This is a genomic window from Streptomyces sp. NPDC029216 (assembly GCF_040648015.1).
Classification (GTDB): domain Bacteria; phylum Actinomycetota; class Actinomycetes; order Streptomycetales; family Streptomycetaceae; genus Streptomyces.
The window spans coordinates 1-15,114 of record NZ_JBEZWL010000010.1; the positions used below are offsets into that span (position 1 = coordinate 1).

Consider the following 15,114-nt stretch of genomic DNA (forward strand, 5'->3'; position numbering starts at 1 on the left):
GGGTTCGGGCGGGGCTGTCAAGGGCGCTCCCTCCGGTCGCGTCGCTGCGCGATGGCCTTCGGCCACCCTTGACAGCCCGACCCGCCCCGGAAAGACAAGGACTGTCGGGAAACCCCCAAAAGGACGGGCCGGTCCATCATTGGACATGCGGCCGGATCAGCGATCAGGCGAGGTGGTCCGGGCCGCCTCGCCGGGCATCCGGCGGCCTCACTGTCCTGATTCCGGGCCGGGGGCGCGTCTGCCCGCTCCAAAATGCGACGAGATCGTCCTGCGGAGCACCCAAGCGCATCAGATCGCTACGCGCTCCTCTCATCTCAGCGTCCGGCGGCCGTCCTGGGCTGGGATGACGTCCCCGTCGTCCTGGGGTGCAGGTATCAGCCCCGGACGGCAGCCGGCCGCCGAAATCTGGGCAGCGCGTAGCGATTTGATGCGCCTGGCGTGCCCGGAGGACCATTCCATCGTCCTCTGGCGCGGGTATCAGCCCCGGACGGGCTGCGGACGCTGAGACGAGAGGAGCGCGTAGCGATCTGGCGCGGGGGCGGCCCCGAATGCCGACGATGTCGGCCCGGATGCCCGGTCTGCCGGCCCCCGACCACCTCGCCTCATCGCTGAGGGAGCCGCATGGCCAAGGAAGAACCGTCCCGTTCTTTTGGGGGTTTCCCGACAGTCCTTGTCTTTCCGGGGCGGGGCGGGCTGTCAAGGGTGGCCGAAGGCCATCGCGAAGCGACGCGACCGGAGGGAGCGCCCTTGACTGACCGGCCCGAACCGGAAGGACAGTGGGACTGACGGGAAACCCCCAAGGCATCTCTGAGACCGCCAGGCTCAGGCCCCGTCCCCCAGACCCCGCCCCGCCGTCCGCCGCCGCCCCGCGGGAGACCGCCCCCACCCACCGCCCCGCACCCGGGGAGGCGGGTGGGCAGCCACCGGCCCGCCCCCGACCCCTCGCGGGGCCGCAGCGCGAGACCCCAGCGGAGCCCCCTCAGCTCTCCGTGCGGTACATCAGGTCGATCTCGTGCGTGCTGAACCCCAGCCCCTCGTACACCGCCAGGGCCGCCGGGTTGTCCGCGTCCACGTAGAGCATCGCCGTCGGCAGGCCCGAGGCCGCCAGGTGGTGGAGGCCGATCGCCGTGAGGGCCTTGCCGAGGCCGCCGCCCTGGGCGCCCGGGCGGACGCCGACCACGTAGACCTCGCCGAGCTGTTCCTCGGCGTGGACCTTCGTCCAGTGGAAGCCGACCAGTTCGCCCTCGCGCTCCGCCAGGAAGAAGCCCTTGGGGTCGAACCACGGCTGCGCGATCCGGTCGTCGAGGTCCCGCTGCGTGAGGGAGCCCTGCTCCGGGTGGTGGGCGAAGGCGGCGGCGTTGGCGGCGAGCCAGGCGGCGTCGTCCTGTCCGGGGACGAAGGTGCGGACGGTCACCCCGGCCGGGAGCACCGGATCGGGCAGCGGGGCCGAGTCGGGGCCCAGGGGGCGGCGCAGCTGGCGGAGTTCGCGGAAGAGGGTCAGGCCGAGTACCTGCGCGAGGTGCCGGGCGGCGGACTTGCCGCCGTGCGCCCAGACCCGGATCCGCTTGCCGGAGGCGTTGAGGAGGGCGGTGCCCAGGGCGCGCCCGTGACCGCGGCCGCGCAGCGCCGGGTGGACGACGAGCTCGGCGGCGGGGGCCTCGACGGGGTCGGTGTCCTCCAGCTGCCCGTACGCGACGAGCCGGCCGTCGGAGGTGACGAGGAAGTGGCGGATGCCCTCGCGGGGGCCGCCGCGCAGCTGGAGGCGGCCCTGTTCGGACACGGCGGTGGTGAGGTCGGTGTGTGCCGCTTCGCTGATCAGGTCGAGTACCGCTTCGGCCTGTTCCGCCGTCAGTTCGTCGAGGATCTCGATGTGCCGTCCCGGCTCCAGGGCCGCTGCTGCGTCAGTCATGTTCCGAGCCTACGACCGCGGCAGCCCGACGGCTGCGCGTAACCAGCTCGCAACCCCTACCCCCCTGTTGGTGCTACGCGCGTTGACCATAGGCTGCGGGCACCTCCCAGTTGTCTCGCTGTCCAAAAAGGGGAACAGATGTCAGCGAAGCCACAACGGCACCGCACGGCGCGCCGGTTGACCTTCGGCGCCCTCGCCCTCACCGCCGGGGCGGGCGCGCTGGTCGCCGCCGCACTGCCCGCCGGTGCCGCGAGTGGCGACGTTCCGCCCGCCAAGGGCCGGACCGTCGACGTACAGATGCTGTCGTTCAACGACTTCCACGGCACGCTGGAGCCCCCGCAGGGCTCCTCGGGCGCGGTCGCGGAACTGCAGGCTGACGGCACCACCAAGTCCATACCCGCAGGCGGCGTCGAGTACCTGGCGTCCGCGCTGCGCGATGCCCGCAAGGGTCACGAGTACTCCGTCACGGCCGCGGCCGGTGACATGATCGGCGGCAGCCCGATGCTGTCCGGTCTCTTCCACGACGAGCCGACCGTCGAGGCGCTGAACAAGCTGAACCTCGACGTGACGAGCGTGGGCAACCACGAGTTCGACGAGGGCAAGAACGAGCTGCGCCGGATGGCGTACGGCGGCTGTCACCCGGTTGAAGGCTGCTTCGAGTACGGCAAGACCTACTCGGGATCAGAGTTCAAGTACCTCGCCGCGAACGTGACGGACGAGAAGACCAAGCGTCCGCTGATGTCGCCCACCTTCATCTGGAAGAAGGGGGACGTGAAGATCGGCTTCATCGGCGTCACCCTGGAGGGCACTCCGGACGTCGTCACCGCCGACGGCGTGAAGGGCCTGAAGTTCGGCGACGAGGTCGAGACGATCAACAAGTACGCCGCCGAGCTGGACAAGCAGGGCGTGAAGTCGATCGTCGCGCTGATCCACGAGGGCGGTCTGCCCGCGAGCGGCGCGTACAACTACGACTGCAACGTGCCGGGCGCCGGTGCGGGCATCTCGGGTGCGATCGTCGACATCGCCAAGACCGTGAGCCCGAAGGTCGACGCGCTGGTGACGGGTCACACGCACCAGGCGTACTCGTGCAACATCCCGGACCCCGCGGGCAACCCGCGTACGGTCACCTCGGCCGCCTCGTACGGCCGGCTGTTCACGGACACCACGCTGACCTACGACCGCGCGACCAAGGACATCGTCCGTACGCCGGTGAAGTCGCCGAAGCCGGTGAACAAGGTCGTCACCCGGGACCTGCCGAAGGCCCCGGACATGACCGAGCTGATCGACCGCTGGAAGAAGCTGGCGGCCCCGGTCGCCAACCGTCCGATGGGCTACATCTCGGCCGACATCGCGGGCCGCGGCTCGGAGGCGCCGGAGAAGCCGCTCGGTGACCTGATCGCCGACGCGCAGCTGGACGCGACCTCCGCGGCCGACAAGGGCGGGGCGCAGCTGGCCATCATGAACCCGGGCGGCATCCGTGCCGACCTGGCCTACAAGGCCGCGGGTGACGAGGGCGACGGTGTGGTGACGTACGGCGAGTCGTACACGGTGCAGCCGTTCAACAACCTGCTGGACGTGGTGGACCTGACGGGCGCGCAGCTGATCACGGCGCTGCAGCAGCAGGTCAGCGGTCCGGTCAACGGTCCGAACCCGAAGATCCTGCAGGTCTCGAAGGGCTTCACGTACACCCTGGACATGACGAAGACGGGCGCGGACCGGGTCGTCGTGGACTCGGTGAAGCTGAACGGCGCGGCCATCGACCCGGCCAAGACCTACCGTGTCGTGATGAACGAGTTCCTCGCGGGCGGCGGTGACGGCTTCACCGTCCTGAAGGAGCACAAGAACAAGCTGGTCGGCATGCCGGACCTGGAGGCCTTCAACGTCCTCCTGGCGAAGTCGACGGCGGCGGCGCCGATCGCCCCGCCGGCGGCGGACCGGATCACGGTCGTCAAGTAACACCCGGCTGAGCGAAGGGGCGGTGGGCCGCAGGGCCCGCCGCCCCTTTCGCGTGTCGCGGACCGCCCTCAGAGCGGGCCGCCCTCAGAGCGGACCGGCCTCAGACCTGGGCCAGGTACTTCGCGACGGCCGCGTGGAAGCCCTCCGGGTCGGTGAAGGGGACGAAGTGGTCCCCGTCGAGGGCCGCGTACGAGGTCCCCGGCCGCCGGGCGACCATCGCGTCGGCGGCGGCCTGGGTGAGGGCCTGGCTGTGGGTGGCGTGGATCAGCAGGGCCGGGCAGGTGCTCGCCTGCCAGGTGTCCCAGTGGTCGCCCTCGCAGGCGTGGATGGAGTCGAGCATGTCCTGGCCGTGGAAGGCCAGCCGCCAGCCGCTCCCGTCGCTCAGCGGGCGTACGCCGTCGGCGACGAAGGGGAGGGCGGCCGGGTCGACGGCGGCGAGGAGTTCCTCGCGGGTGGGCGCCGTGTAGGGCAGCGCGCCGAGGAAGTCGAACCACTTGGGGCCCGTGGGGATGGAGATGGCCACGGTGGCTTCGACGCCGATCAGGACGCCGATCCGGTCGGGGTGGGCGGCGGCGAGGTGGTAGGCGTTGAGCCCGCCGAGCGAGTAGCCGAGGAGGGCGACCGGTTCGGTGAGGCCGAGGTGGTCGAGGAGGGCGACGGCGTCGGCGACGTACCCCTCGCGGCGGTAGTGCGGGGCCCGGTCGGAGTCGCCGTGGCCGCGCTGGTCGGGGGCGATGACCCGCCATGCGTCGCCGAGGGCGGCGGCCAGGCCGGTGAAGGCGGCGGCTTCGGACATCCCGCCGTGCAGGGCGAGCAGCGGGCGGCCGGTGCCGCCGAAGTCCAGGTACGACAGTGCGCGTCCGTCGATGTCCAGCGTGTGGCGCATGGTTCGGCTCTCCCCGTTCGTCTGTGTGTGGTGCTCGGTGACGTCTTCAGCCTGGCAGTAATTGGGCAAGCGCGCAATACGTACGTGTAGGGCAACCGCCCAAAAATCTTCCGCGGGCTACGATCCCGGCATGGGAAATCGCGAGGACCTGCTGGCCGGAGCGCGCCGCTGCCTGGAGGAGAAGGGCTACCTGCGCACGACCGTGCGCGACATCGCCTCGGCGGCGCAGGTGAGCATGGCCGCGATCGGCTACCACTTCGGCTCCCGCGAGGTGCTCCTCAACCAGGCGCTCTTCGCCGCGATGGAGGAGTGGGCCGCCGGCGCCGGCCGGCTCGCCGGGGAGGGCGACACCAGGGAGGAGCGCTACGCCGACACCTGGGACCGCAAGATCCGCGACTTCGCCGACATGCGCTGGCTGTGGATCGCCTCCGTCGAGGCCTTCGTCCACGCCCAGTCCTCGCCCGAGCTGCTCGCGATCCTCTCGGAGGGTCAGCGCCGCAACCGGCGCATGGTGGCCGCCCAGCTCCGCGGCGTGCCCGAGGACGCGGTCACCGAGGAGGACGTGCGCTCCCTCGGCTCCCTGCACATCGCCCTGCTGAGCGGGGTCATGGTGCAGGTCCTCACCGACCCCGAGCACGCGCCCACGGGGGCCGGGATCGCCCAAGGGCTGCGCGCCATGGTGGAGTTGCTCGGCGAACCGGCCCGTACCGACGGGTAGTAACCCCACGCTCCGCACGCCATAATCCGCTCCGGCCCGGCCGCCGTGGCCGGACCCCCGGCCACCGGACCACCACCGGCTGCCGGACCACCGGACTGCGGACAAAGGGGCGGGCATGGCACTGCACAGACGGGCGTTCCTGACCGGGACACTGGCGGCGGGCGCGGCGACGGCCCTGGGCACGGCGGTCCCCGCCCGGGCCACCGCGAGGACCCTGGGCCCCCAGGACTGGATGGCGGGCCTCGGCGACTCCACCGCCCTCCAGCGCATGACCATCCCCGGCACCCACGACTCCGGCGCCCGCCTGGGCGGCCTCTACGTCGCCTGCCAGAACACCTCGATAGCCGAGCAGCTCGACTCCGGCATCCGGTTCCTCGACGTCCGCTGCCGGGTGACGGGCGGCTCCTTCGCCATCCACCACGCCGCGTTCTACCAGGACCTGATGTTCGGGGACGTCCTCGTCGCCTGCGCGAACTTCCTCGCCGCGCACCCCTCGGAGACCGTCCTGATGCGCGTGAAGCAGGAGTACTCCACCGAGAGCGACGCCACCTTCCGCGCCGTCTTCGACGACTACCTCGACCGCCGCGGCTGGCGCCCGCTCTTCCGGATCGCCGACACCCTGCCCACCCTCGGCCAGGCCCGCGGCAGGGTCGTGCTCCTCGCCGACAACGCCGGCCTGCCCGGCCTGCGCTACGGCGACGGCGGGGTCTTCGACATCCAGGACGACTACAACACCGAGCCCTTCGCCAAGCGCGGCCGGATCGAGGACCAGTTCCGCAAGGCCGTTCAGCAGCCCGGCAAGCTCTTCGTGAACTACACCAGCACCGCCGCGTACATGCCCCCGCGCTGGAACTCCGACCGGCTCAACCCGCAGGTCCACGCCTTCGTCGACGGCGCCGAGATGGCCGGCCGGACCGGGCTCGGCATCGTCCCGATGGACTTCCCGAACACCCGCTCCGGCCTGGTCGCCTCACTGATCCGGCACAACTGACGCCTGCGGCCGCGGATCCGCCGAGGGCGGCGGCGTCGGAGCGCCCGGGATGCGGAGCACCGCCTCCGTGCCGCCGGCCCCGTCCGCCGCCGCCCGCAGTTCGGCGCTGCCGCCCGAGCGGGCGGCCGTACGGGCCACGATGGACAGGCCCAGCCCGCTGCCGGGCAGGGCGCGGGCCGACTCGGAGCGCCAGAACCGCTCGAAGACGTACGGGAGGTCCTCGGGCGGGATGCCGGGCCCGTGGTCGCGTACGGTCAGCTCGCCCGCGCGCAGCGAGACCTCGACCGCGCCGCCCGGCGGGCTGAACTTCACGGCGTTGTCCAGGACGTTGACCACCGCCCGTTCCAGCGCGGCCGCCTCGCCCCGGACGTACCAGGGCTCCAGCTCCGAGCTGAACCGCAGCTCGGGACCGCGCAGCCGGGCCCGGGACAGGGCCGTCCCGGCGATGTCGTGCAGGGCCACCACCCCGAGCGGGGCGTGCGGGGCCGCGTCCGGGCGGGACAGCTCCTGGAGGTCCCCGATCAGCGAGGCCAGCTCCGTCATCTGCGCTTTCACCGAGGCCAGCAGCTCGCGGCGGTCCTCGGGCGGGATGGCCCGGCCGGTCTCCTCGCTGCGCGCGAGGAGCTCGATGTTGGTGCGGAGCGAGGTGAGCGGGGTCCGCAGCTCGTGTCCGGCGTCCGCGATCAGCTGGGCCTGGCGCTCCTGGGAGGAGGCCAGGGCGGCGGTCATGGAGTTGAAGGACCGCGACAGGCGGGCGATCTCGTCGTCGCCCTCGTCGGGGATCCGGACGGTCAGGTCCTCGGTGCGGGCGATGTGCTCGACCACCCCGGTGAGCTCGTCGACCGGCCGCAGCCCGGTCCGCGCCACCCACAGCCCGGCCGCGCCCGCGCCGACGACGCCGATGCCGGAGACGAGGAGGAGGACCCAGGCGAGGGTGGAGAGGGGCTGTTCGATGTCGGCGAGGGGCTTGGCGATGGAGACGCCGAAGGTCGCGCCGCCGTTGGTGAGGCGCTTGTTGATCGTGTACACGCGCATCTTGGTGCCGTCGGCGGTCGTCGCGTCGTGCAGGGACTTGTCGGCCAGGCCCGCGGCCACGGCCTTGTCGGCGCCGGAGACCGGCAGGTCGCTGCGTCCGCCGACCAGGCAGCGTCCGCCGTCCGCGGTGACGATCTGGACGGTCGGTCCGAGCTCCTCGGCGATGTTCGGCGGCCCGACGGGCAGGCGGGTCACGCAGCCCTCGCGCAGGGTGCGGACCACCTGTTCGTCCGGCTGGGTCGACAGCAGGGACCGGTTCAGCTGGTCGTTCAGCTGGGCCCGCACCATCACCCAGGACACCCCGGCCACCGCCGCGACCGCCACCGCCACCGCGACGGTGACCAGCAGCGCCAGCCGGGAGCGCAGCGGCAGGGCGCGGAACCTGGCGGCCGGGCTCGTCATTCGGGCCCGCCCTCGCCGGCGCGCAGGACGTACCCGACCCCGCGCACGGTGTGGACCAGGCGCGGCTCGCCGCCCGCCTCGGTCTTGCGGCGCAGGTACATCACGTACACGTCGAGGGAGTTGGAGCTGGGCTCGAAGTCGAAGCCCCAGACCGTCTTGAGGATCTGCTCGCGGGTCAGGACCTGGCGCGGGTGCGCCAGGAACATCTCCAGCAGGGTGAACTCCGTACGGGTCAGCTCCACGCGGCGCCCGCCGCGGGTGACCTCGCGGGTGGCGAGGTCCATGCGCAGGTCGCCGAAGGTGAGCGCGTCGCCGTCCGGCTCCGGGCCGGCGGCGGCCGGGGCGGCGTAGGAGCTGCGGCGCAGCAGGGCGCGGACGCGGGCGAAGAGCTCGTCCAGCTCGAAGGGCTTGACGAGGTAGTCGTCGGCGCCCGCGTCCAGCCCGGTGACGCGGTCGCCGACGGTGTCGCGGGCGGTCAGCATCAGGATGGGGGTGACGCTGCCGGCGGCGCGCAGCCGGCGGGCCGCCGTCAGCCCGTCCATGCGGGGCATCTGGATGTCGAGGACGATCAGCTCGGGGGCGTACGAGGCCGCCTGGTCGAGGGCGTCGAGTCCGTCGACGGCGGTCCGTACGGCGTACCCCTCGAAGGCGAGGCTGCGGCGCAGGGCCTCGCGGACGGCCGGCTCGTCGTCGACGACGAGGATGCGCTGCGGGTCGCCTTCGGCGGCGTGCATGGGGTCCCCCAGGGGTGTGGTGTGGTCGGTGTGCGGGACACCTCCCAGGGTGTCAGAAGGAGATGCCGAAGCCGTTGCCGCTGCCGCGGCCGTCGGAGCCGTTGGCGTTGCCGCCCTTGCGGAGGGAGTCGAGGTCGGCCTTGACGGTGTTGACGGGGATGGCGAAGCCGAGGCCGACGCTGCCGGCGCTGGAGCTGTCGGTGGAGGGGGAGTAGATCGCGGAGGGCATCCCGACGATCTCGCCGTTCATGTTGACCAGGGCGCCGCCGGAGTTGCCGGGGTTGAGGGAGGCGTCGGTCTGGATGGCCTTGTAGGAGGTGGTGTTGGAGCCGGTGGTGCCGTTGAACTGGCGGCCGTCGTACGAGAAGGGCCAGCTGCCGCCCCCGCCTCCGCCCTGCTGGCGGCGCTGCTGCTGGTCCTCGGACTTGGGTACGTTCACGTCGCGGTCGAGCGCGGAGACGATGCCGCTGGTGACGGTGCCGGTGAGGCGGTCGGGGGAGCCGATGGCGACGACCTGGTCGCCGACCTTGAGGTGGTCGGAGTTGCCGAGCTTGGCGGCCTTGAGGCCGCTCGCCCCCTGGAGCTTGATCAGGGCGAGGTCCTTGTCGGGGTCGGTGCCGACCGTCTTGGCGGTGTACTTCTTGCCGTCGCTCATCGTCACCTGGATCTCGGTGGCGCCGCTGACTACGTGGTTGTTGGTGACGATCTCACCGTCGGAGGTGACGACGATGCCGGAGCCGGTGCCCTGGCCGGAGCCGGTGCGGGTGTCGATGCGGACGACGGACGGGCTGACCTGTTCGGCCACGCCGGAGACGGTGCCGGTGCTGGACTGCGAGACGTTGGTGCCGCTGAAGCCGGTGCCGGCGGAGCCGTTCGGGGCGAGGAACTGCTGGACGGCGGCGGCCGTTCCCCCGCCGACCACGGCCGCCGCGAGGGCGACGGCGACGAGCAGGGCGACGGGGCGCTTGGCGCGGGGGGTGGGGGCGGGGGCCGCGGGTCCCTGGTGGGACCAGCCGGCGGGGCCGGTGGGGCCACTGGTGTCACCGGGGCCATCGTGGCCGCCGGTGCCACCGGGGCGGGGTGTTGCCGGGGGCTGGTGCGCCTCGTGCCATCCCGGGGCGGGGGTGGGGGCGGCCGGGGGGTACGCGGGCGGGGGCGGGTAGGACCCACCGGCGCCCATCGCGTCGTGGGCCAGCCGGTCGCGTCCGCGCTGCCATTCCTCGCCGAAGGGCGAGTGCGGGGCCGGGCGGTTCTCCTGCGGGTACTCGCCTTCGCGGCGGAGGTCGTCGGTCATGTCTATGACTCTGTCCGCGGATCATGAAAGCTTCCTGAGTCCCGGCTGAGAAGCCCGACAGAACCGCGTATGCCCGATATAAGGACCCCGGCCCGGCCCGGCCCGGCCCGTGCGTCTCGGGTCCCGCTGCGCGGAGCCGTCTCCCCGCCCCGCCCTTCCACCGTTCCCCTGGGCACCGCCCCGGAGCCCCGCGCCTCAATCGCCGGCGGGGCTGGAAGACCTGGGGCTCCGCCCCAGACCCCGCGCCTCAAACGCCGGCGGGGCTGGATTTGGCGGGGCTGGGTGTTCGCCCGCGGGCTGGGATCCGCTGCGCGGATCCAGCCCGCGCGAGCGGGTAGGGCGCGGAGCGCCGTGTTCGTAGCCCCGTTGACCAGTGCCGTGACCGGAAAGGTTCACCGGGTCCCAACGTCCGGCACGGTACCTCGCCGGTACGTCCAGTACGAGCCGCGGCCCTCCGCCTTGCGATGCACCGCACCGGCCGCCGCGACCCGGTGCCGCTGCAGCACCAACCGGATCACCGACATCGTGAAGGCAGTCCTCGTCCTTCACCACGCCTCAACGTGAGGTGGGAAAGGCTCACTGATCAAACGCTGCCCCCGCGAGGTGAACGGGGCCGACGCAGTACCTCACGGTCTGGGCGCGTTCACTCGTACGTGGCTGAGTGTCGTTGCAGCCATGTGCACGCCGACGGCCTTCGCGCCTGCGCTGTACCGTCACTCGGCCTTGCTGAGGTAGTCGGAGAGTCCCACGTTGTCGATCCGCTCCAGGACGAGAGGCATCGCCGAGGCCGTGAGGGCACCACCGAGGGCACCCAGAACGGCCATCGTCCTCCGGTCCTCATCCAGGTTGTCAAGCATCGAGGCGTATGCGCCGAGTACGGCCCCGAGCATCACGTGGCCCAGCGGCGTCTGGCCGTCGGCCTGCTGAACGATGCTCGCGATCGCGACCGCGACGACGCCGGCACCGTCGCGGTCCCGGATCCTGTCGCACTGCGCGCCGACGTCGGCGCCCTCAAAAGCCAGCCGGCCGAGCTCACGAAGCTCCGCCACGTCCTCCTCGCCGAGGCCGACGGTGGTCAGCCGGAGGAGGTGGTAGTGCAGCCTACTCAGCTGCATGTCCTCGACGACGATCTGCTGATCAAACCTGAACGCGTCACCCACGCGACGCTGAATGTCCTCGGTACTGCTCGCAGACATGTAACCGCCCTCCGCTCGATGTCCGCGGGCCGTCAGATGGTGTGCGGCCCCGGACCCTTCGCCATTGCAGCCGCCAATGGCTCGGCTGTCACGGTCGCGGCACCGACTGGGCGACGCTGGCACCCGATTGGCACAAGGTCGAGGCGGTCCTCAGGGAGAACCCGGGTTCGCGGCGAGCCTTCGGTGGCGTGCGCCCTGGTCGCTTCGGCCGCGCCGGGTTCGTGCGCACGAGCTTGCCGATCTGAGTCGGGTGGGTGGTGGCCGTCTCGATGACGAAGTCCTCGTCGTCACGCAACCCGGTAAACCTTCCCGGTCACAGCACGAGGCGCGGGCGCGGAGTCCGCCACCTATAGCCCCGCCGGCGTTTGAGGCGCGGGGGCAGGGGCGGCGCCCCTGGGAACGGTGGAAGGGCGGGTAGGGGACCGCTCCGCGCAGCGGCACGGACCCGCAGGGGACGGCCGGGCCCGGCCAGGGGCAGCGGCCCCGCCCCGCAACCGGCGGACGGAGGCCGGCGCAGCGGCGCGAAGCCGGGGAGGCGCCCCCGCGCCGAGACGCGCGAGCGGCGCGTCAAAAAGGTCAGCGGCAGCCGCAGGAGCGGCGGATTACCAGGGCCGACGGGAACTGCTTCAGCCGCTCCCGGCGCGAGCCCGCCACGCGGAGGGCGTCGTCCAGGACGAGGTCCACCGCCGCGCGGGCCATCGCCGGCCGGTCCGAGGAGACCGTCGTCAGCGGCGGGTCCGTCAGCGCGGCCTCCTTCACGTCGTCGAAGCCGGCCACCGCCAGCTCCCCGGGCACGTCGATGCGCAGCTCCCGCGCCGCCCGCAGCACACCGATGGCCTGGTCGTCCGTCGCGCAGAAGATCGCCGTCGGCCGGTCCGGCCGGGCCAGGACCTCCAGGGCGACCCGGTACGCGTCGTAGCGGTTGTACGGGGCCTCGATGACCCGGCCCTCCACCGACCGCCCGGCCTCCAGCATGGCCCGCCGCCAGCCCTCCACGTGGTCGGCGACCGGGTCGCCGACCGACGGGGTGTTCTCGATGCCGCCGATGCAGGCGACGTACTCGTGCCCGTGTTCCAGCAGGTGCCGGGTGGCGAGCTGCGCGCCGCCGATGTCGTCCGTGACCACGGCCACGTCGTCGATGGCCTCGGGACGCTCGTGCAGCAGCACGATCCGCGCGTCCCAGGCCTCGATCTCCGACGCCGCGCGCTCGCTCATGCCCTGGCTGACCAGGATCAGCCCGGACACCCGCATGCCGAGGAACGCGCGCAGGTAGTGGACCTCGCGCTCGTCCCGGTAGTCGGAGTTCCCGACCAGGACCATCTTTCCGCGCTCGGCGGCGGCCTGCTCGACCGCGTGCGCCATCTCCGCGAAGAACGGCTGGCGCGCATCCGGGACGATCATGCCTATGAGGTCGGTACGCCGCGACGCCATCGCCTGGGCGACCCGGTCCGGGCGGTAGCCCAGTTCCTTGATCGCGGCGAGGACACGCTCGCGCGTGGCCGGGGCGACCGGCCTGGGTCCGTTGTTGATGACGTAGCTCACGACGGCGGTAGACGTACCCGCAAGTCGTGCAACGTCATCCCGCGTCACCTTGGCCACGCGCGGAAGTCTACGCGGGGTGACCTACCTCTGGGCAGGGCGTCCTACGGAGTGGATGGTCACAGGGCCTCCCTCTAATGGGGGACGGCCGCCGGGGTCTCGGTCTCGGTCTCGGACGGGGCCTGCTTCCGCTCGGTCTTCCGCTCGGTCTGGGCCGCCGCCTCCGCCGCCCGCTCGGCCTTCTCCGGGGTGACGAAGCGGTAGCCGACGTTGCGGACCGTTCCGATCAGCGACTCGTGCTCGGGGCCGAGCTTGGCGCGCAGCCGCCGGACGTGGACGTCCACCGTCCGGGTGCCGCCGAAGTAGTCGTAGCCCCAGACCTCCTGGAGGAGCTGGGCACGGGTGAAGACCCGGCCCGGGTGCTGGGCGAGGTACTTGAGGAGCTCGAACTCCTTGAAGGTCAGGTCCAGGACCCGGCCCTTGAGCTTGGCGGAGTACGTCGCCTCGTCCACCGACAGGTCGCCGTTGCGGATCTCCATGGGGGAGTCGTCGGAGCCGAGCTGCTGGCGGCCCATGGCCAGCCGCAGCCGCGCCTCGACCTCGGCAGGGCCGGCGGTGTCGAGGAGGACGTCGTCGATGCCCCAGTCGGCGGTGACGGCGGCGAGACCGCCCTCCGTGACGACGAGGATCAGCGGGCAGCCGGGCCCGGTGGAGCGCAGGAGCTGGCACAGCGACCGCACCTGAGGCAGGTCGCGGCGGCCGTCGACGAGGATCACGTCGGCCCCGGGGGTGTCCACCAGGGCGGGGCCCTCGGCCGGGGCCACCCTGACGTTGTGCAGCAGCAGGCCGAGTGCGGGCAGCACCTCGGCGGACGGCTGCAGGGCATTGGTCAGCAGCAGGAGAGAGCTCATGCCCGCCCACCTGCCCGGGTCGGGTGGTCATACCCCTGTTTGCTTCGCTGGTCCATCACGTCGGTTCCTCCTCGGTCCCGTCGAGGACGTGCGTGGTACTGCTTCGTACGACTTGCCTGGCATGCCGTCCGGCCCCCGCGCCCTGGGGTCCGGATGGATACCACTGTTATCGGTCCGTTCAACGTGCTGAAAGCACAAAAGGACCCGGGGGCCACACTGCCCGGATCCTCTACGCCGCCAGAATAGCCCACCCGCCCTTTCCGGGCCGAGGGCCGTCGTGCACCGCATTCTGTGGTTCGCGCCACGCCTTCCTCCTGCGTATGCCCTGGTTTCACCGGATCGGTGGACCCCGTGCGGGCCTCCCGGGCGCACGTACGGCGCGCGGTGGCACGCCGGGGTGACGAGCCGGAGGGGTCATCATGGAGGCCGACGGTAGAGAGCCGACGGAGCCGAACAGACGATAGGAGCTGCAGTGGCAACCGGAACCATCCGCTACTGGGCGGCGGCGAAGGCCGCAGCCAAGACGGCGGAGGAGCCGTACTCGGCGCGCACACTGGCCGAGGCGCTCGACGCAGTGCGGGAACGCCACCCGGGGGAGCTGTCCCGGGTCCTGCAGCGCTGCTCCTTCCTCGTGAACGACGAGCCCGTGGGCAAGCGCCCGCACGATGCCGTCCTGCTGACCGAGGGGGGCACCGTCGAGGTGCTCCCGCCGTTCGCGGGCGGGTGAGCGGAACCAGATGAGTACTCCCGAGGAACAGCAGCAGCGGCAGCAGCAGGCCGCCGCCGCCCAGCAGGATCCGTACAGCACCCAGACCTGGCAGGCCGACACCTGGGAGACCGGGTACCAGCCGGTGCAGCAGCCGCTCGGCTCGGTGCCGGGGCAGGCGGGCCCGCCGGTTGCTCCGCCGGTTGCTCCGCAGGGGCAGCAGGAGTGGCAGCAGCAGGCCGGGGGAACCGGTGGCGGTGTGCCGTGGCCGGACGCCTCGTCCGGTGCCGGTGCCGGTGCCGCGCAGGCGTACCCGGGGCCGGCGCAGCCGCAGTCCGCGGTGCCCGACTCGTGGTTCCGTGACGAGCAGCCGCAGCAGCCGCAGCAGCCGCAGCAGCCGCAGCAGCCCGGTGGGGGCGTGCCGTGGCCCGACGCCTCGGCGGGCGGTGGCGTCGCCGCTGCCGCCGAGAGCGCGTACCCGGCGCCGTACCCGGGCCCGGCGCAGCCGCAGGCGGCCGTGCCGGAGGCGTGGTTCCGCGACGCGCAGCCCCAGGCCGACGTGGCGGCCGCCGAGACGGCGTACCTGCCGCCGGTGCGGCAGCCCGAGCCGCAGCAGCAGACCGGTGGCGGTGCGCCCTGGCCGGGGGCCGGCTCGGCCGCCGCCGAGACCGCGTACCTGCCGCCCGTACGGGAGCCCGCCGACGCGGCCGCCGAGACGGCCTACCTGCCGCCGTACCCCGGCCCGTCCCAGGCCCGGCCGGAGCCGGCCGTGCCCGACTCCTGGTTCCGCGACGCACAGCCCCAGGCACACGCGGACGCCGCCGCTGAGACGGCGTA

The 15,114-nt window shown here is 72.5% G+C and carries 12 protein-coding genes and 1 pseudogene; 5 read left to right on the top strand and 8 right to left on the bottom strand.

Annotation, left to right across the window (positions count from 1 at the left end; translation table 11 throughout):
- Positions 1–979 precede the first annotated feature (979 nt).
- A complete protein-coding gene (mshD, locus tag AB0F18_RS06235; protein ID WP_362055531.1) occupies positions 980–1,909 on the bottom strand; it encodes a mycothiol synthase in 930 nt (309 codons plus the stop codon).
- 138 nt (positions 1,910–2,047) lie between these two features.
- Between mshD and AB0F18_RS06240 the strand changes: the two genes are divergently transcribed.
- Positions 2,048–3,865: a bifunctional metallophosphatase/5'-nucleotidase gene (locus AB0F18_RS06240; RefSeq protein ID WP_362055533.1), complete on the top strand. Its 1,818-nt coding sequence runs from the start codon at positions 2,048–2,050 to the stop codon at positions 3,863–3,865.
- Between the two features lie 100 nt (positions 3,866–3,965).
- On the opposite strand, the gene AB0F18_RS06245 is transcribed toward AB0F18_RS06240, so the two are convergent.
- Positions 3,966–4,751: an alpha/beta hydrolase gene (locus AB0F18_RS06245; protein WP_362055535.1), complete on the bottom strand. Its 786-nt coding sequence runs from the start codon at positions 4,749–4,751 to the stop codon at positions 3,966–3,968.
- 130 nt (positions 4,752–4,881) lie between these two features.
- Between AB0F18_RS06245 and AB0F18_RS06250 the strand changes: the two genes are divergently transcribed.
- Together AB0F18_RS06250 and AB0F18_RS06255 are read left to right on the top strand one after the other, a co-directional pair.
- Complete coding sequence (locus AB0F18_RS06250) at positions 4,882–5,469, top strand: helix-turn-helix domain-containing protein (RefSeq protein ID WP_362055537.1); 588 nt, start codon at positions 4,882–4,884, stop codon at positions 5,467–5,469.
- A 115-nt stretch (positions 5,470–5,584) separates the two neighbouring features.
- The gene (locus tag AB0F18_RS06255) at positions 5,585–6,460 is read left to right on the top strand and encodes a phosphatidylinositol-specific phospholipase C (protein WP_362055539.1); all 876 of its coding nucleotides are present in this window, start codon (positions 5,585–5,587) and stop codon (positions 6,458–6,460) included.
- On the opposite strand, the gene AB0F18_RS06260 is transcribed toward AB0F18_RS06255, so the two are convergent.
- The 6 genes from AB0F18_RS06260 to AB0F18_RS06285 form a co-directional block, all read right to left on the bottom strand.
- On the bottom strand, positions 6,440–7,897 hold the full coding sequence (locus AB0F18_RS06260; RefSeq protein WP_362055541.1) for a HAMP domain-containing sensor histidine kinase: 1,458 nt from the start codon (positions 7,895–7,897) through the stop codon (positions 6,440–6,442). The genes AB0F18_RS06255 and AB0F18_RS06260 overlap by 21 nt on opposite strands.
- Complete coding sequence (locus tag AB0F18_RS06265; protein WP_362055543.1) at positions 7,894–8,631, bottom strand: response regulator transcription factor; 738 nt, start codon at positions 8,629–8,631, stop codon at positions 7,894–7,896. The genes AB0F18_RS06260 and AB0F18_RS06265 overlap by 4 nt, the downstream gene beginning before the upstream one ends.
- 52 nt (positions 8,632–8,683) lie before the next feature.
- The gene (locus AB0F18_RS06270) at positions 8,684–9,925 is read right to left on the bottom strand and encodes a trypsin-like peptidase domain-containing protein (RefSeq protein WP_362055545.1); all 1,242 of its coding nucleotides are present in this window, start codon (positions 9,923–9,925) and stop codon (positions 8,684–8,686) included.
- Positions 9,926–10,638: 713 nt separating this feature from the next.
- Positions 10,639–11,085 (bottom strand): hypothetical protein, encoded by a 447-nt coding sequence (locus tag AB0F18_RS06275; protein ID WP_362055547.1) that lies wholly within the window; start codon positions 11,083–11,085, stop codon positions 10,639–10,641.
- 612 nt (positions 11,086–11,697) lie between these two features.
- Positions 11,698–12,720: a LacI family DNA-binding transcriptional regulator gene (locus AB0F18_RS06280; protein WP_362055549.1), complete on the bottom strand. Its 1,023-nt coding sequence runs from the start codon at positions 12,718–12,720 to the stop codon at positions 11,698–11,700.
- Between the two features lie 74 nt (positions 12,721–12,794).
- Positions 12,795–13,571 (bottom strand): response regulator transcription factor, encoded by a 777-nt coding sequence (locus AB0F18_RS06285; protein WP_362055551.1) that lies wholly within the window; start codon positions 13,569–13,571, stop codon positions 12,795–12,797.
- Between the two features lie 472 nt (positions 13,572–14,043).
- On the opposite strand from AB0F18_RS06285, the gene AB0F18_RS06290 reads away from it, so the two are divergent.
- Positions 14,044–14,298 (top strand): MoaD/ThiS family protein, encoded by a 255-nt coding sequence (locus AB0F18_RS06290; protein ID WP_362055553.1) that lies wholly within the window; start codon positions 14,044–14,046, stop codon positions 14,296–14,298.
- A gap of 10 nt (positions 14,299–14,308) precedes the next feature.
- A pseudogene (locus AB0F18_RS06295) lies at positions 14,309–15,114 on the top strand (hypothetical protein); the annotation flags it as partial.